This window comes from Rheinheimera baltica DSM 14885, from assembly GCF_000425345.1.
Classification (GTDB): Bacteria; Pseudomonadota; Gammaproteobacteria; order Enterobacterales; family Alteromonadaceae; genus Alishewanella; species Alishewanella baltica.
Map to the genome: position 1 here is coordinate 1 of NZ_AUDG01000032.1, position 18,453 is coordinate 18,453.

At 49.6% G+C, this 18,453-nt stretch carries 14 protein-coding genes; 8 read left to right on the forward strand and 6 right to left on the reverse strand.

Annotation, left to right across the window (positions count from 1 at the left end; genetic code table 11):
* Positions 1-480 precede the first annotated feature (480 nt).
* The 3 genes from H595_RS0111675 (at position 481) to H595_RS0111685 (ending at position 3,563) form a co-directional block, all read left to right on the forward strand.
* A complete protein-coding gene (locus tag H595_RS0111675) occupies positions 481-1,782 on the forward strand; it encodes a GntP family permease (RefSeq protein WP_027671382.1) in 1,302 nt (433 codons plus the stop codon).
* A gap of 9 nt (positions 1,783-1,791) precedes the next feature.
* Complete coding sequence (locus H595_RS0111680) at positions 1,792-2,955, forward strand: E22 family MetX-like putative esterase (RefSeq protein ID WP_027671383.1); 1,164 nt, start codon at positions 1,792-1,794, stop codon at positions 2,953-2,955.
* Positions 2,956-3,197: 242 nt separating this feature from the next.
* Positions 3,198-3,563: an HPF/RaiA family ribosome-associated protein gene (locus H595_RS0111685; protein WP_027671384.1), complete on the forward strand. Its 366-nt coding sequence runs from the start codon at positions 3,198-3,200 to the stop codon at positions 3,561-3,563.
* Positions 3,564-3,629: 66 nt separating this feature from the next.
* Here the strand turns inward: H595_RS0111685 and H595_RS22195 are convergent, their stop codons facing one another.
* Positions 3,630-4,736 (reverse strand): alkane 1-monooxygenase, encoded by a 1,107-nt coding sequence (locus tag H595_RS22195; protein WP_051219855.1) that lies wholly within the window; start codon positions 4,734-4,736, stop codon positions 3,630-3,632.
* Positions 4,737-4,910: 174 nt separating this feature from the next.
* On the opposite strand from H595_RS22195, the gene H595_RS0111695 reads away from it, so the two are divergent.
* Complete coding sequence (locus tag H595_RS0111695) at positions 4,911-6,023, forward strand: AraC family transcriptional regulator (RefSeq protein WP_027671385.1); 1,113 nt, start codon at positions 4,911-4,913, stop codon at positions 6,021-6,023.
* A gap of 37 nt (positions 6,024-6,060) precedes the next feature.
* Here the strand turns inward: H595_RS0111695 and H595_RS0111700 are convergent, their stop codons facing one another.
* The 5 genes from H595_RS0111700 to H595_RS0111720 form a co-directional block, all read right to left on the reverse strand.
* Positions 6,061-7,101, reverse strand: a complete 1,041-nt coding sequence (locus H595_RS0111700) for an ABC transporter ATP-binding protein (RefSeq protein ID WP_027671386.1) — start codon at positions 7,099-7,101, stop codon at positions 6,061-6,063.
* Positions 7,101-8,741, reverse strand: coding sequence for an ABC transporter permease (locus H595_RS0111705; protein ID WP_027671387.1), 1,641 nt, complete (start codon positions 8,739-8,741; stop codon positions 7,101-7,103). The genes H595_RS0111700 and H595_RS0111705 overlap by 1 nt, the downstream gene beginning before the upstream one ends.
* 38 nt (positions 8,742-8,779) lie before the next feature.
* Positions 8,780-9,808, reverse strand: coding sequence for a Fe(3+) ABC transporter substrate-binding protein (locus H595_RS0111710; RefSeq protein ID WP_037054609.1), 1,029 nt, complete (start codon positions 9,806-9,808; stop codon positions 8,780-8,782).
* A 144-nt stretch (positions 9,809-9,952) separates the two neighbouring features.
* Positions 9,953-11,332: a YncE family protein gene (locus tag H595_RS0111715; RefSeq protein WP_051219856.1), complete on the reverse strand. Its 1,380-nt coding sequence runs from the start codon at positions 11,330-11,332 to the stop codon at positions 9,953-9,955.
* A 63-nt stretch (positions 11,333-11,395) separates the two neighbouring features.
* Complete coding sequence (locus H595_RS0111720) at positions 11,396-13,837, reverse strand: TonB-dependent receptor (protein WP_027671390.1); 2,442 nt, start codon at positions 13,835-13,837, stop codon at positions 11,396-11,398.
* A 202-nt stretch (positions 13,838-14,039) separates the two neighbouring features.
* Between H595_RS0111720 and H595_RS0111725 the strand changes: the two genes are divergently transcribed.
* The 4 genes from H595_RS0111725 (at position 14,040) to H595_RS0111740 (ending at position 18,453) form a co-directional block, all read left to right on the forward strand.
* Positions 14,040-14,414 carry a MerC domain-containing protein gene (locus H595_RS0111725; RefSeq protein WP_027671391.1) on the forward strand — a complete coding sequence of 125 codons (375 nt, stop codon included), beginning with the start codon at positions 14,040-14,042 and terminating at the stop codon, positions 14,412-14,414.
* Positions 14,401-15,621, forward strand: coding sequence for a zinc metallochaperone GTPase ZigA (gene zigA, locus H595_RS0111730; protein ID WP_027671392.1), 1,221 nt, complete (start codon positions 14,401-14,403; stop codon positions 15,619-15,621). Before H595_RS0111725 ends, zigA begins: the two co-directional genes overlap by 14 nt.
* Positions 15,618-16,187, forward strand: a complete 570-nt coding sequence (locus tag H595_RS0111735) for a DUF1826 domain-containing protein (protein WP_027671393.1) — start codon at positions 15,618-15,620, stop codon at positions 16,185-16,187. Before zigA ends, H595_RS0111735 begins: the two co-directional genes overlap by 4 nt.
* 112 nt (positions 16,188-16,299) lie before the next feature.
* A complete protein-coding gene (locus H595_RS0111740; RefSeq protein ID WP_027671394.1) occupies positions 16,300-18,453 on the forward strand; it encodes a TonB-dependent receptor in 2,154 nt (717 codons plus the stop codon).

Genomic DNA, 18,453 nt, shown 5'->3' on the forward strand with positions numbered 1-18,453 from the left:
ATTAGAGTGAATACCCCGGCCAATGCTGGTGACGGTAGCGGCACTGCCGTTTGCCAGGCTTTGCACGCAATCAATCACTGCTTTTTGTCTGGTTGCATGCATTTTGGGTGTGACAAATGAAACGATATTGGTCAAGATAGTACGAACATTCATGGCTGTTTGGTCTCAGTGATGTTTGGCGATTGATCTGATCACCGAACGCCATGAATGTTCCTTCTGAGTTCATCTTTTTGTTTTAGCTAATAATTTTGTGGGGATACCTCAGGGTTTGAGTAAGGTTCGGCTAAACTTGTGCGGTGCATCAGTATTATAGTTATGGGCCATCTTGGCTCTCCTGCTGTTTGGGTTCGCATCTTTTGTTTTTATTTGTGTAGCCTTACTGTAGGCGCAAACGCAGAATTTTTAACCTGTACCTTAGTACTATGGTGATGACTGCAGTCCTGTATCAGACTAAACGAAAATGAAAATAAGGATAACGAGATGTTGAGTCTTATCGGATTAATGGCTGGGCTTGGGCTACTAATCGTGTTGACCATGCGCGGCTTTAACCTGTTTATTACTGCACCATTGTGTGCTTTGCTGGTGGCGGTAACCAATGGTATTCCATTTTGGCAGGTAAGCGACAAACTCGACTTCGTGCACGGTTATATGTCGGGTTTCTCTGGCTTTGTCGCAGCCTGGTTTTTAATGTTTTTGCTCGGTTCTTTGTTCGGTAAACTCATGGAACATACCGGCGCTGCTGATGCAGTGGCGCTGGCTATTGTAAAAAAACTAGGGCAAGGTAAAGCGGTTCTGGCCGTTGTGCTGGCCTGTGCCGTGCTAACCTACGGCGGGGTTAGTGTGTTTGTGGTGGCGTTTTCTGCCTACCCCATGGCGGTGAGCTTATTTAAAGGCGCAAACTTACCCAGACGTTTTATTCCGGCGGCACTGGCGTTGGGCTCAGTTACCTTTACCATGACATCTGCTGGTTCGCCGGAAATTCAAAACTGGATCCCAATTCAATATTTACATACTTCGCCCTATGCTGGCTGGCAAGTTAGCATCGTGGTGGCCATTTTTATGGCGATAGGTGGCTATACATTGCTGATGTGGATGATAAACCGCGCCGTAAAACAGGGCGAACAGTTTAACCAGCGCGCCAGTGACCCGGAAATAACCTCCCGCGCCCTGCCTAACCCGCTAATGGGCATTATTCCGCTAGGTGTGGTGTTACTGTTGTCTTATATGCTACACGATAGCCTACAGCAAGCCGCGCTTATTGTTGCGCTTAGCGGCGGTGTGGTCAGTTTGTATTTGCTTAATTTTCGTTTTTTACATAACCCAGCAGCAGCAACTAACGAAGGGGTATTAGGTGCGTTATTAGCCATAGGTAACACAGCGGCAGTGGTTGGGTTTGGCTCTGTTGCAAAGTTAACACCGGCGTTTAGCAATGTAGTAGATTACATGACCCACCTGCCTGGGCCGGAATTGCTTGGCGCTGCAGTAGCAGTAAGTGCTATCGCGGGTTTAACCGGCTCGGCATCGGGTGGGCAAGCTATTGCGTTACCCGAAATTGCCCCGCATTATCTCGACCGGGGTGTCGATGCCGAACAACTGCACCGTGTCGTTGCCATTTCCTCCGGTGCGTTAGACTCGTTGCCGCATAACGGTTACGTGGTTACCACTATTCGTGCAATCTGTGGCGAGAGTAATCAAAATGCGTATTGGCCAGTAGCCGTTGTGAGTGTGCTGGTGCCGGTATTAGGCACAGCTCTGGCAATACTGTTATTTCAGTGGTTTTAAGGAAGATAGATGCGAGTTTTATTAAGTATACTGCTAGCGGCAAGTTTGGGCTTTACGGCAGCAGCAAATACAGTAGATGTAAAAAAACAGCGCTTTACGCTTGATAGCTTTACTACAGCGAATGGCCAGACTATTGCCCCGGTTAATATTGGCTGGGAAGCCTATGGCAAGCTTAATGCAGATAAGTCTAACGTAATATTAATTACCCACTATTTCTCTGGCACCAGCCATGCGGCCGGAAAATACCAAGCAACAGATGCCGTACCGGGTTATTGGGACAGCATTATTGGCCCAGGTAAAGCCATCGACACGAATAAATTTTATGTTATTAGCAGTGATACCTTAGTTAATGCCAATGTATTTGACCCCAATGTTATTACAACAGGGCCTGCGACTATTTCCCCTGCTACAGGCAAGCCTTATGGTTTAACCTTTCCCGTGGTTACCATTGGCGATTTTGTTGAGGTGCAAAAAGCCCTGCTTGATAGCCTCGGCATTACTAAATTGTATGCCGTTATTGGCCCGTCAATGGGATCGTTTCAAGCGATTGAATGGGCAGTGCGATACCCGGAGCGCGTCGAGCGCTTAATACCGGTAATAGGCAGTGCCTTTATTGACACCTTTGGCGCAGTGAAACTTGAGCGCTGGGCTTACCCGATAAAAGTCGACCCAGCGTGGAACAATGGCGATTACTACGACAAAGGTCAACCGATTCAGGGCTTAACCACGACGTTAGCCTATATTACTCAGGATGCCGTGCATCCGGTGGGCTTTAACCTGCGCTACCCATCTCCCGTTGCAGATAAAGCCGCTTTGCAAGATATTCGCGCCAGCCTTACTGCGTGGGACGAACTCATGCAACATGCCAAAGTTCGGGCAACCTATCAGGATGCTAATCACATTTTGTATTTAGTCAGAGCATCGCAGCTATGGCGTGCTGGCATGGGGGACAGCTGGCAACAGGCGGTCGCTAAAGTTCAGGCTAAAACGTTATTCTTACCGGCAACCGGTGACTTACTGTTACCGCCCTATCTTAGTAAGCAAAGCGCTTCCGCTATGAATGCCGCAGGCAATCCGCCCCAATATGCTGAAATTCCGGGCGACTGGGGCCATTTAGATGGTGTCGTGGGTATAGAAGCGGTCGCGAATAAAATACAACTTTTCTTGCAGTAATTTTCATTCAACTTTTCCTGGTGGGAGCTGCTGTTTTGGGCTCCCTGTTTTTATACCTAACTCCCCCAATACTTAAGTGCGTGCAATATGTTAATCCGTTACTCGATAACAAAAGCTAATTTAGCTATTGAATACGCCACGTATAGTCTCCAGATATGTATCAGCAAGTGGAAACTAATCCATGTAGGCGAGGTCTGTTAGTTAGGCCTAACACGCCACAGAGTTAACAACAGGAGTAAGCTATGCAAATTCAAATTAACAGTGATCGTAATATTCAGGCCGATGAGCGGCTGGCAGAAATTGTTCGCAATACATTGCAAAACAAACTCAGCCGATTTGCTGACCACATAACGCGGATTGAAGTGCATTTTAGTGATGAGAATGGCAACACCAAGCATGATGGCAGTGATAAACGCTGCATGCTGGAAGCCCGCTTTGAAGGCTTGGACCCGGTAGCGATAACCGAACATGCCGCTACAGTAAACCAAGCCTTAACCGGTGCTGCCGACAAAATGCAACGTAAATTAAGTTCGGTAGTAGGCAAATTACGCGACAAACATGTTCGTGCTACTACCCCAGAATTCGCCGAGCCCGACGAAGTAATTTAACCTCTGTTGTTTAACATCTTTTGATGTTTTGATGCAGCGCTGGCATGTTGTGCCCAGCGCTGCAATTTATTCCTTAGCCTCACACTTCTGTCCATAACGTGCATCCCATTGTTGTAATTTTGGCGTCATTAAATGAAACCATAATGGCGGGATCAGCGCTAGCAAAATTGACCCTAAATAACCGGTAGGTAAATCCGGTGCATCAGGCATGGCTTTTAATTGATAAAACGGCAGTTGCGCTCTGGCATGATGATGTGAATGCCGGGTTAGGTTAAAGCTGGCCCAACTGCTAATGCGCTTAGTACTATTCCAGCTATGATAAGGCCGTACAGGCTGCTTAGGCTGGCGCACAATGCCGTAATGCTCAATATAATTAACCACTTCTAACAAGGCTTTGGCGAGTAAAGCACAAGCACTAAATAACAATAACCCCGGTAAACCGGCCAGAATCAAAGCCACTACACTTAATACTAAAGACATCACAATGCCGCGTAAATATCGGTTATGGTAACTGTACAACGCCAGGTTTAAATGTGTTAAACGTTGCTTTTCAATTGCCCAGGCGCTGATATTACCTGCAACAGTAGAAATAACGATATGCTGATATACATTTCTTCCTCGCGGCGCACTTGCAGGGTCCTGCAGGGTAGCAACATAACGGTGATGGCCATACACATGCTCGATTGCAAAAGCACAATCCCAGCTAAAAGCCAGTAACCAGCGGCCAATTAGCATGGCCAAACGATCTGCCGTGCGGTGTGTCAGCTCGTGCGCTGGCACAGTACCCACTATAGCCATTAATAATCCGGCACCAAGCCATACCGGGACAAAGTGCCACCACTGATTACCAGCACGTGCCGCCAACGCATCGTAGCCTGTATAGTGGTAAATAAACTGTCCTATCCCAAACACGTCATTTTCAGCCACGCTCCACAACAACATGACAAAAATCATCGCAATAAAGACTAAAGCGCTATAGAGCTGAGCATTTAACAGCCAGGTGTGAGCATACGCTGGCTCGCTAAGATCATCACCCATTAGCACATCGCCAAACACCACAACCAGCAACACCACAATAAAGCCCAGCGCCATCCAATTGCCACCCAAGCCGATACCCAGCAAAAACGGCAGTGTAAGCAAATGAAACAAACTGAATTTTAAATATTTTATCATCGACGCCAACCCGCAAGAATTCAGGCTATAAGCGTATGACATCGTAAGCACTAACGGCAGTGTTATAGCAGCCAACTTCTGGTCATTTTCGGACAAATAATACTGACATCAAAGCGAGTAAGGTACACTACATAAACTGGGTTTGAGTACAGCATTAAGAGGTTACATAGTGCCATGGTAAGTAGCAGCGGTTTAAGCCAGTATCGGCTTACTCATCCCGAGGCAAAAAGCACAGCCGTTAACAGCAATACCCTCGGTAATGAGGTAACATTGCCTAGCCACTATGTGCGTAACTTGCTGGATTTGCTGCAAAGCCGTGGTGGCAACGTTGAGGCGGTGCTAGCTAAAGCAGGGCTGCCACCAGAGGGTCCAAATCAGATAAATGCCACGCTAAGCTGGCAACAGTTTCATGCCGTAATTCAGCTCTGCTGTAACGAAATAAATGAACCGGCATTAGGACTTTATCTGGGCAGCCAGCTAACCATTAATACTCATGGTATGTTGGGGTTAGCTGCAATCAGCAGCGTTAACATGCATGAAGCCTTGCAACTTATTTGCAAGTATACCGCCACTCGTAGCCCACTACTGACACTTAGTATGCGCCAGAACCAACAGCAAGTGCATCTAACGCTGGAAGAACTGCATCCGTTGGCAGACATTCGCCAATTTGTGGTAGAAACCTTTGCTGTGACCTTGCATGCTACGCTGGACTTTGTTACCGGACACAAATATCGCCTGCGTCAGGTGCAATTTGCCTTTGCAGAACCAGGCTACAGTGCATTGTATCAGGCATTTTTTCCCTGCCCAGTTCGTTTCGCCCAACCACAACACCGCTTTATTTTTGACGCCACAGACCTGGCAATCCCCTGTCCCTGGGCTGACCGGCAAGTACAAAACCAACTTAGCGCCCAATGCGAGCAAGAATTGCAGCGCTGGCAGCAAAGCCAGAGTATTGCCGGGTTAATCAGGCTTATGCTGGGCCGCACTAAAGGGCGGGTTCCCTGTATAGAAAAAATTGCCGCCGAGTTTGCCATGTCCAGCCGCACACTGCGCCGACGTCTGGACAACGAGCAAACCAGTTACCACCAGCTAATTACAGACTGGCGTCAGCAAATGGCGACCCATTATCTGTTAACAACGGCCCTGCCGGTGCAGCAAATTGGTTTTTTGCTTGGTTATGCCGATCCGGCTAATTTTGGCCGTGCCTTTCGGCGGGAGAATGGTGTATCGCCGCAACAATTCCGGGCAAAACAGCAGACAAAATGTACTGTTGATCTTGAGAAATAAGCCACTTCGCCACGGTTGTTATATCTGCACAACCTTACTAATGGTCTCTCGGGAACAACACCAAATGGTCTAAATCGAGCCGAATACCAATATGCTCGCCCATTGCATGATTATGATGGCTTAGTGCCAGACACTGTACCTGCTCGCCACTGTCGAGCTTTAACTGATACAAAATATGTGAACCACGAAAGGCTTTGTCTGCTACCTGTGCGGTAACACTGCTGCTATCATCATGAACAATGTCGTCCGGTCGTATTAACACGTCAACCTTGTCACCCGGCTGCAAACTACTGACATACCGCTGCTGGAATATGCCCAGGCTGGTTTGAACCTGCTGCGCGGCCAAAACAGTACCCGGTAATAACACGCCACGACCAATAAAGTCGGCGACAAAACGGCTGGCCGGTTTATGATAAAGCTCATACGGGCTGGCCCATTGTTGCAAACGTCCCTGAGCCATAACACCTATCATATCAGCCATTGCAAAGGCTTCATTTTGATCATGCGTTACCATTACTGCGGTGATTTGCAGTTGTTGCAATATTTGCCGGATCTCGCGAGCTAAACCTTCTCGCAGTTCGGTGTCCAAACTGGAAAACGGCTCGTCCAGTAACAATACGTTAGGCTCTGGTGCCAGTGCGCGTGCTAACGCGACGCGCTGCTGTTGGCCGCCGGATAACTGATGAATATAGCGCTGGCCCAAATCCGGTAACCCCACCAGCTGCAGCAACTGCTTCACTTTGGTGGCTTTGACGCTTTTACTTACATGGCGCAAGCCAAAGCTAATATTGTTCGCCACACTGAGATGTGGAAATAAGGCAAAATCCTGAAACACCATTCCCACCTGGCGTAACTCGGGCGGAAGTTGCTGCTCGGCATTGCTCACTATGTTGCCTTGCAGGCTAATGCTGCCGGCACACACAGCCTCAAAGCCAGCAATTGCACGCAGTAAAGTAGTTTTGCCACACCCTGAAGGCCCCACTAAACAGCCAATCTGGCCTTTGGCTAGCGATAAACTGATGTCTTTAACAACCGTGTTTCCACTGTATGCCACAGCAACCTGTTGCAAATTCAACATTAAGGCTTTCCTTTAATACTTGAGTCTACCGAGCGTGCCAATACTATTACAGGCAATAAGCTTACCAAAACAATAGCCAATGCGGGCAAGGCAGCATCGGCTAAGCGCTCGTCTGACGCCAGCTCGTAGGTGCGCACCGCCAGGGTATTGAAGTTAAACGGTCGCAAAATAAGCGTGGCGGGTAACTCTTTGAGTACATCAACAAATACCAGCAACAATGCCGTTAATACACTGGTACGTAACAGTGGCAGATGAATTTTTTGCAGCACGTGCAAAGGTTTATAGCCCAAAGAACGTGCGGCATTATCCATACTGGGTTTAATGCGTTCCAGGCCGGCTTCAACGCTGTGAAGTGACACAGCAAGAAAGCGCACGCTGTAGGCTAATAGTAGTGCGAATAAGGTACCGGAAAAAATAAGCCCGGTGCGCACGCCAAACCACTGCTCCGCCAGCAAATCTATGCGGCCATCTACCCAGGCTAACGGCAACATTACGCCAATTGCGATAACAGTACCCGGTACGGCATAACCCAACGCAGCAATACGCACCGGTACTTGCACCATAACGTCACGACGCAGCCGTTTGCCATAAGCAAATAACAGCGCCAGCAGCACAGAAATAATGGCTGCCATGGCGGCTAACGTAAAGCTGTTCCATACTAATACGCCAAACTCACGGTTTAGTGTTACCTGGTAGTTGGTCAGCGCCCAGCTGATTAACTGAATGGCTGGCACAATAAAGCCTAACAATACCGGCAATAAACATAGGGTAAATAACAAAAGCTGATGGGCAAGATTCACTGGCCGTCTTGCATGAGAATGACGATGCTGGCCTTGATAGTAGTAACGAATTTTCCGTCTTGACCAACGTTCAAGCACTAATAACAGCAAGACAAAACTGGTCAGCAGCGCCGCCAATTGTGCAGCAGCAACCTGATTACCCATACCAAACCAGGTACGAAAAATGCCGGTGGTAAAGGTGGTAACACCAAAATACTGCACTGTGCCGTAATCCGCAAACGCCTCCATCATTGCCAGCGCTGTACCAGTAAGAATGGCTGGTCGTGCTAACGGTAAGGCCACTTTCCAAAAGTGCTGTCGTGGCGTAAACCCTAAGGTACGACTAGCTTCAAATAATGATGCAGACTGCTCGAGAAAAGCCGTGCGTGCCAGCATGTATACATAGGGGTATAGCACCAGTGATAGCATAAGTATTGCGCCGCCTAGTGAGCGGACTTCAGGAAACCAGTAGTCGCCATAACGCCAACCAAACTGTTCCCGTAATATTGTTTGCAACGGCCCGGCAAAATCCAGCATCCCGGTATAGGTGTAAGCAATAATATAGGCTGGCATCGCCAAGGGCAGTAACAATAGCCAACGCAGATAACGCCGGCCAATAAACTGATATTGAGAAATAATCCACGCTGTTGAAGTGCCCATTAACAGGGCACCGATGCCTGTACCACCGGCCAGCAGCAAGGAGTTTATAACGTAATCCGCCAACACGGTTTGGCGCAAGTGCAACCAAACGTCAGGTTGCGGATAGCCAATACTGGCAAAAATAACCAATACCGGCACGGCCAGCACAGCGGCTGGCAACAATACCGACCACCGCCAGATATCACGCCATCCGCGCATCATCTGGCCTGGGCCCTGCTACAACATACAACGTTCAATAATTACTTCCAGCCAGCGCGGTCCATTACCCGTATCGCATCAGCGTTTAATTCACCCAATTTTTCCAATTGTAACTGGTCTGCCTTAAATTCACCAAAGCCTTGTAAAATCTCGCTGGCCTTTACATCAGCACGAATAGGATATTCGTGGTTGGTGTCGGCGTACCATTGTTGGGCATCGGTGGTGGTCATGTACTCTAAAAGCTTTACCGCTTCGGCTTTGTTGGGCGCATATTTAGCCACACCGGCACCGGAAATGTTGATATGTGTGCCTCGCCCGTCTTGGTTTGGCCAAAACACCTTAACGGCGTCAGCTGCGACTTTTTCTTTTTCATCGGCCAACATACCGCCAAGATAATAAGTGTTGGCAATGGCAATATCACAAATGCCCGCTGCGGCGGCTTTAATTTGGTCACGATCGCCGCCTTTGGGCGGACGGGCGAAATTAGCCAATAACCCTTTGGCCCAACTTTCCGCTGCATCAGCACCGTCATTGGCAATCATACTTGCCGTCATCGATTGATTATAAATATTGTCAGAAGAACGAATACAAATACGGCCGCGCCATTTAGGACTGGCTAAATCTTCATAGGTTGATAGCTCAGAGGGGGAAACTTTGCCAGGTACATATAAAATAGGCCGGGCACGCATGGTTAAACCAAACCATTGATTCATCGGGTCTCGCAATGATGCGGGGATAGTTTCTGCTAACACATCCGACTCGACACTTTGCAGCACACCCTGCTGTTTTGCCCGGGACAAACGGCCCACATCAGTACTAATCAGAATATCTGCCGGGCTGTTACGGCCCTCACTTACCATACGACTGATCAATTCATCAGGCTTACCGGTAATCAGGTTAATAGTAATGCCCGTTTCACGGCTAAATTTATCTAGCAGTGGTTTGATTAGCTCTTCCTGTCTGGCAGAGTAAATATTTACCTCCGCTGCCTGCACTGCGCTAATGTTACCTAATACGCTAACAATAGCGGCGCCCAATAAGCTTAATGCGTAACGTGGTTTCATACTGATACTCCCAGCAGATAGATAGCATAAAATTTACGCCATATAAGCATAAATACGAATAGTTCTCAACGAGATTCAGATTATTACATTAAAAAAGCCGTTAAACATCGCTTAACGGCTTTTGCAGGTAGTGAATTTAACTCAACCTAGTTAATGGTCATGGGCAGCTGGTTCAGCAATGCCTAACCACACAAGCTTGTGCGGGACAAAGTTTAGCTGTTTCGTCGTAACAACTTCAGCATCTTTAAGGTCTACGGTTAACAAGCTACTGTCAATCGGGTTTAGCACATAGGCTTTATCGTCACTGGCTGAAATAGCTAATTCAAAGCGGCTGCCAGTAGGCATAGTGCTAAGATCCGCACTGGTCAGTTGGACTTTCGCGGCAAACTCAAACGCCGCTTCTTCCGCCGCAGTAGCAGCACCTTCATGCTCGTGGCCGTGGTAGTGCAAAATGGTCAAATAGCCTTGGTTATCCAGCAGGACAAATTTTTCGCCTTTATCGGCAAAGCCATAGCCTATAACGCCGGCCTCCTCACTACTCTGCCAGTCTACCAGCTCCATTTCGCCATCTTCTGCATGAATAGCAAACATGCTGCTACCCGCAAACCCCACCAAATGTTCGGCATGATCAGCACCAACCAGAGTACCAATGCGCATAGTGCCGGTAAAATCGTCGGTATTGGCAATTTTGCTGGCGGCAAAGGTTTCACCTTCCTGGGTAATCACTAACACTCCGTCAGTACAGCCAAAGGCAATAACATGCTCGTTCTGCGCACTGCCATGTAAGTTAGGGCAAGTTTCGGCAAACACCATTTCTTCATCGAAGTGATCATCATGCGAATGATACAACGCGACTTTATCTGGCAAGGTAGTCGCGCTGTCGGCCTCACGTAGCGTCGAAATCAAATACTCACCGCGCGCCTGAGCGGCACCATGCATATGGATGCTGTAATTCAGCACAGGATAACCATTGCTATCGGTAGTAATATCCGCATCGGTAATCACCGCTACTGCCGCAGGTGTAGAGCTTGCGGCATCACCGTCAAAAAATACCGCAGTCTGGCTGTCAGTACTGGTAATGTGTGTCGGCCGGCTGTCACTAAGAACAAAACTGCTTAATGCAGGTGCTTGCTGGTAAGGATGCAGATGATCAACATGATCTTCCTGGAATAAACCACCATCCACAAACTCTACTCTGTCGGTAGTGCGCTGTACGACCAGGGCATAGCGTTTACCGGCAGACGCGGCCAGTGCAGAAGGCGTATCAGCTACGGCAAAAGTATCTAACAGGCTACCATCTTCCAGTTCGTATACCGACACAAGGTTTGAATCCTTGGCCGAAATGACCAACCGGCCTGCGCTGCTAATTTCATCATGATCGTGGTCGTGATCATCGTCATGATCATCATCTACTGCTATTGGCTCTTTTTCTACGATGTTAGTGGTACTGTCACCACACGCAGCTAACATGGAAGTGGCGACCAGCAACGCAACCAAACTAAATTTTGCCTTTAATTGAGCTTGTAACATAAAATCTCCGTGTAAAATAAAAAGTTGCCGCAGGGCAGGAACCAGCGTACCTGCGGCAAAAAATCAGAAACTACCGCGCACGCCCAGCGCAACAGTGCGGCCCGGTAGCGGGGCGATATCTTTTAAAAATGAGGTATGCACTCGCGCATCTTCGTCAGTCAGGTTTTGCCCTTTCAGGTAAGCTGTTAGCTGTGATGAGCCAACATCAAACCGGTAGCTGACGCTGGCATCAAGCAGGGTATAGCCGTCAGTTGCGGTTTCCAGCCCGGAGGTTTTATCCTGCTTCATATAACGGGTAGCGCGCAGATCGGCACTAACAGCATCCTGTTCGTAAGCCAGTTCAGCTGCAAAACGCAGCGGCGGCGTACGCGGTAAATCGCCTCCGCCATTTAAACGGGCTCGGATGTAATCGCCTTGCAGGGTTAATTTGAACGGCGCATTAATTTGCCAGACATACTGGGCTTCCAAACCGTTCAAGGTGACATCCGCCGCGGTAAATAGATAAACCGGCAGCTCGCCACTGTGATCATGCTCATCGCCGTGGTCATGTTCATCGCCATGATCATGGCCATCTTCGGCAAATAAGCCGGTGTTTTGCTGGTAATAGTAGTTATCTACCTGGTTGTAGAAGGCGTTCAAGACAAAACCGGTATTACCGCTGAATTTACGCAGCGTAATATCCAGATTATTGGCCACCTCCAGCTCAATCGGTTTGGTATTTAATACAAATTCGTTATCATCCAGCGTAAACATTGCACCTACTTCATAAGAAGCGGTGCCAATATGTGGGCCAAATGACAACAATTCAGATGCTGAGGCTGCCCGCTGCGAACGTGACAGCGACACGCCCAGGTTATAACCTTCGGCAAAATCCCACACCGCGCCGGCAGACAGGCTGTATGGCGTAAATTTCTGGCTAACATCAAATACACGGATAAATTCAGCATCACTGCCATGGCCGTGGTCGTGGTCGTCATGATCATCATGGTCGTCGTGCGCATCGTCGCCATGCGCTTCTAAATACGGCAGCAATACATTGCTGGCATCAATGGTTACCCGCTCAACCCGCGCACCTAATTGCACCAGCCAGGGGCCAAAATGGCGCTCTTCCATCCAGCCCAGTGCCAGCATTTGCGTTTCTGACGGCGGCGTAAAAGCCTCTGCTCCTACTGCTTCAAAATCACTGTACTTGTAATGCAGGCTTAAACCGCCGCGCCAGTCCTGATAGGTGCGGTGGAGCAGCTCAACCCGAGCTTCGTGGCTGCGGTTTTTAAAGGTAGTACCCACTGCACCATGCTCAATTTCAGCATGCTCGTAGTCAGTAACAGCAAAACGGGTATTTACCGCCCGGATAAAACCAGACGAAAAATTCAGTTCACTGAGTAACTGTACACGGTGCTGGGTCAGATCAGCAAAAACGTCTTCTTCCGCACCATGTTCATCATGCTCATCAGAATGCTCGCTATGATCTTCATGTTCTTCATGGCCACCATGCGAATGGCCGGGAATACCATATTCACGGTCTAAGCGGCCATAAGATAAGCCAACATAGCCATTGTCCAGCAAATAGCTGCCCCCTAACGTAAAGCCTTTGGCGGTAGCTGCGGTATTTTCTACCACACCTTTTTTCGCTTCTGCCTCAGGCTCTGCTTCAGCAAAGCCAGGAATACTATAACTGTCGTTGTCACGCCAGAAGCCATCAATATACACGCCAACATTACCGGTACCGGTCACTAAAGAGCCGGCAGCAAGCTTTTCATTATTAACAGAATCGCGCTGCACCATCCATTCAGCGCGGGTGCTGTTGTCAGTAGGAATACGCTCGTCGACCACATTCACCACACCACCAATAGCACCACTACCATAAAACAACGTGGCCGGGCCGCGCAGCACTTCAATTTGCGTTGCCGTGCTGGCTTCAGCCGCTACGCTATGGTCAGGCCCAACGCGTGAAGCATCACCGGCATCGAGGCCGTTTTGTGTAATCAGTACGCGCGGGCCATCTAAACCACGGATAATCGGGCTGCTGGCGACACCGCCATAAAAATTAGAATGCACACCGACTTCGTTTTTTAACGTATCACCCAGTGTCGACGCCTGACGCATTTTCAGTGCGTCACCAGCCAGTACGCTTACCGGTAAGGCTGATTCGGTTACCGATGCATGCAACGGGCTAGCTTTTACATCAATAGTTTCAATAGTCGTGGTTAATAATACCACGCTCAGGTTAGCCAACCCCTGCGCAGGTACCTCGACATGCACATCACGATGAGCAAAACGGCTAGCCTCTATATGCAGCTCAGCTTCACCGGCATTGACGTTAGCCAACACAAAACGCCCCTGCTCGTCGGTGCGCGTTTCACCATTAGTGCCCATTAGCTGCACCCGGGCATTCGCTACTGGTTTACCGGCGGCATCTGTAACGGTACCTTTAATACTGTCGGCGTAAGCCGTTGACGTTAAAGCAGCAAACACTGCTGCGGTTAACAGAGTCGGTTTAAACATTGTCACTCCATGTTAGCCATTCGCTGTCACAACCTGATCAATCGATTTGACGATCTAAGTGTTACGTTATAACATATTTTGGATATTGTGATGTTATAACATTTTTGCAGTGCGCTGCAATGTTTACGACAACAAAACTACTGTGCACGGTGAATAATCTAAACGGCATAGCTGCTAACCGTGCCGTATTAAGCGAGGTTGTATGAAAGATTTGATAGCGGCTACTTTATCCGGCCTCTGTGTTGTGCATTGCCTGGCCACGCCAGTACTGCTGGCACTGGCCAGTTCCGGCTTGTTGTTGGGTATGTTTAGCTCTGAGTGGTTTCACTATCTGATGCTGTTGCCAATTAGTGTGTTACTAGCATGGAGCCTGCCGGGCGGCTGGTGTGTACACAAGCGTAAAGCGCCTTTTGCACTGGGCTTAAGCGGCTTCTTAGTTCTGGTTGCCTCCTTGCTTGCGCCACACGAAGCCGAAACAGCGCTATCACTAAGCGGCGGTTTGCTGCTTATTAGCGCCCATTTATTTAACCGTAAACTGCTGCACAAACTGCGAGGGCCACAAGATGCTGCCAGCTAACATCACACCCGATACACGCCTGCCGGTAACGGTATTGTCCGGCTTTTTAGGGGCCGGCAAAACTACCCTGCTTAACCATATACTGCATAACCGCGACGGCTTGCGCGTAGCGGTTATCGTTAACGATATGAGCGACGTTAATATCGACGCCAACCAGCTAAATAAAGAAGTCAGCCTTAACCGCGCCGAAGAAAAGCTGGTAGAAATGAGTAACGGCTGTATTTGCTGCACCTTGCGTGAAGATTTGCTGCTGGAAGTCGGCAAACTGGCCAAAGCCGGCCGCTTTGATTATCTGCTGATTGAATCGACCGGTATCTCCGAGCCGTTACCTATAGCTGAAACCTTTACCTTTGAGCATGAAGACGGCCAGAGCCTGGCCGATATTGCCAGATTAGACACCCTGGTTACGGTGGTGGATGCAGTCAACTTTATGGCTGATTATGACGCCGCCCAAGATCTCTCCGAGCGTGGCGAAAGCTTAGGCGAAGACGACGATCGCAGCGTCGCTGATTTACTGATAGAGCAGGTTGAGTTTTGTGATGTGTTGGTTATCAGCAAAACCGACTTAATTACGTCACAACAACTGCAACGTCTTAGCGCGATATTACGTAGCTTAAATAGCCGCGCCCGAATTATTCGTGCCGATAACGGCAAAGTTGAGTTAAGCCAAATACTGAATACCGGCTTATTTAATTTTGAACAGGCACAACAAGCGCCAGGCTGGCTGGCGGAACTACGCGGCGAACACACGCCAGAAACCGAAGAATACGGTATCAGCAGCTTTGCCTTTACTGCACGTAAGCCGTTTCATCCGCAGCGGTTTCATGCTTTTTTACATCAGGATTGGCCTGCCGGCCGCCTGCTGCGCTCTAAAGGTTATTTCTGGCTGGCCAGCACGCCGCAACATGCCTGGTTGTGGCATCAGGCCGGCGGTATCGCCCGGTACAATATGGCCGGGTTATTCTGGCAGGCCGTGCCCTCAGAGCAATGGCCGCAAGAGCCAGAGCTGCAAGAAGCTATTATACAAAGCTGGGCCGAACCCTTTGGCGACCGGCGCCAGGAGCTGGTGTTTATTGGCCAGCAACTGGATAAAACGGCCATGCTGGCACAATTGAATGCCTGCCTGCTAACCGACGATGAGTTAGCACAAGGCGAACAACTCTGGCAGCAGCTACCCAGCCCGTTTACTGCGGACCAAGCAGCATGAGTGCCTTATCATTTACTGAGTTTAAGCCGGCAAGCCGCCAGTTGATTGACAAAAATCAGCACGTGCTTACCGGCATTTTTGCCAACGACGTAAATTTGGTCAGCTGGCAACGCAGCATTGATACAGCCATCACAGACTATTGCCGAAGGCTTAGTTTCGCTATGCCGCTAAAACGCATTGTCAGCGCAGACAGCGTGCATCAGGATATTGGCTTTGCACTACCTGATGCGCCTGGGAAATCGGCGTTGCTGGCCGATATTTCCCTGCAATGCCAGATGTTCGCCTGCCTGATGGATTGTCAGCAGCTGGGGCTGCGGCTGGAAACCCTGAGCAAGCCCATGTGCCCGAAGTTTCATACCGATCATCTGGTATGCCGTCTGGTAGCCACTTACCTTGGCCCCGGCACTGAGTGGCTGGATACAGATGGCAAGCCGGCACAAGCCCGGACATTTTCTGTGACTTTACTCAAAGGCTCCGGCTGGGAGGGCAATGAACAAAATGCCATAGTGCACCGCTCCCCGGCGTCTGACACGCCCCGGGTGTTGCTGACGCTGGATCCGATGTAAACCTGCGTCTAAGTCATTTGCTCAGGTACTGCGACAATTTGTCGCATCCACGGTTGCGCCGGCTTTTGTTATCTTAATTGAATAAAATCAATTAAATAACAGAGTTGAGCATATGCCCTCCAACAACATTTCCTTGGCCCTGGTTGGTCTACCTTTACTACTTAATCCGGTTGCCGTCAGTGCCGAAACAGCCAGTGCCAAACAACTTGCAACAACAGAGATTGAAGTAATGGTGGTGACCAGCAGCCGTCAGGCGCAGGCGCGGGTTAATCTGGCTGAATCGGTCGCGGTATTGGATGAAGACACCATTAAAAATGTTAGTCCCGGCCACCCAGCTGAGCTACTGAACCGCGTATCCGGCGTGCATGTAAATGATTTAGGCGGTGAAGGCCATATGACCGCCATTCGCCAACCGATTACCACCGGTGGTGTTTACCTGTTTTTAGAAGACGGCTTACCCACCCGACCAACCGGCTTTTTTAACCATAATGGCCTGTATGAAATTGATATCCCCAACGCCGGCCGGGTAGAGGTGACCAAAGGCCCAGGCTCGACGCTGTACGGCAGCGATGCCATAGGCTGCATTTTTAATATTTTAACGCCTGAGCCTGCACCGCAGTTTGGCGGCCGGCTACAGGCAGAACTTGGCAGCGACGGCTGGCAACGTGGTTTGCTCAGTGTCAGCGGGCCTGTAGCCGACAAGCATAGCGCCTTCTGGCAGCTTAACAGCACTAAAAGTGACGGCGCGCGCGAACAGGCCGATTACCAGCGTTTTTCCACTAACCTGCGCCTTGATAGTGAACTGGGTGAGCACACCCGCCTTAAAACCCTGCTGAGCTTTGGCAAGGTAGATCAAAGCGGTACCTCGGGCCTGTCATTTGAAGATTACACACAAAACCCGGAGCGCAATTACTATCACGGTGACATGGGTGCCCGTGATGTGCAGGCACTACGTTTATCGGCCGAGCTGCGTCATCAGCTGTCGGATAACAGCGAGTTGATGCTGATGCCGTTTTTCCGCGATAACCGCTCCGATCTGATGCCAAGCTGGATGCTAAGCTACGATCCGGTGCTGCAGCAAACCCGGTTTAAATCCTATGGCCTGTTGGCGCAGTACAGCCAGCAGTTAAACGACCGGTTTAACTGGACCACCGGTCTGGATATCGATTACACCCCCGCCAATTTTACCGAGCAGCAAATTAGTGTAAGTCGCGACGGCGATATTTATACTGATTACGCCCTGACAGGGCGCACCAACTATAACTATGATGCCAAGCAAACGGTGCTGTCACCCTATGCGCAGTTACAGTGGTTTGCCAGCGAGCAGCTGATTATTAGCCTGGGCGCACGCTATGATTATTTCAGTGTCGACTACACTGATCTTTTGCCACAGGATGTACCAGAACAAATCGGCCGCAACAGCTGGTTCAGACCCGACTCGCAAAAAATCAGCTACCGCCAGCTTAGCCCCAAGGCCGGTATCGTGTGGAAATTCGCTGACAATCAGCAGCTGTATGCCAACCGGCGCCACGCCTTCAGGGTGCCGTCAGTAGGCCAGGTATTCCGCCCCGGTAGCAGTAGCGACACCACTGAACTGGAGCCGGTAACCGCAGTAAACCATGAGCTGGGCTGGCGCGGCCAGTTTGCCAACCCGTTGTTTAAACGACTGCAGCTTGATGCCAGTATCTATGATTTAGCCATTAAAGATGACGTCGTAACCTATATCGACGGCAATACCCGTAAAGTGACCAATGCCGGCGAAACCAACCATCGCGGCATTGAATTGATGCTGCAACTGGTACTAAATGAGCAATGGCAGTGGCAGGCCAGCGGCAGCTATAGCCGGCAGAAATATGAAGATTTTCAGTATCTGTACAGCTGCTTCCCACCGGCCTGTGTGCCGCCGGTGTCAGAAACCCGCAACTTTGCCGGCTTTGATGTTGGCAAGGCACCCAAACAGCTGTGGCAAAGTAGCTTGAGCTACCAGCCCGCGCAACTTGCCGGCCTGTGGCTAGAGCTGGAATGGCAAAAAGTAGGCCGCTATTTTACCGACGAAACCAATACTAACACTTATCCCGGCCATGATTTATGGCACCTGCGCGCCCGCTATCAGCTAACGGATAATATTAGCCTGGCCGCGCGGCTGATGAATATCAGTGATAAAACCTACTCGACCTACACCAGTAATCAGGTTGGCTCCAGTGCCATCGACTACCGGCCGGGTATGCCGCGCAGTGTCTTTGTCAGTGCCACGGTTAATTTTTAG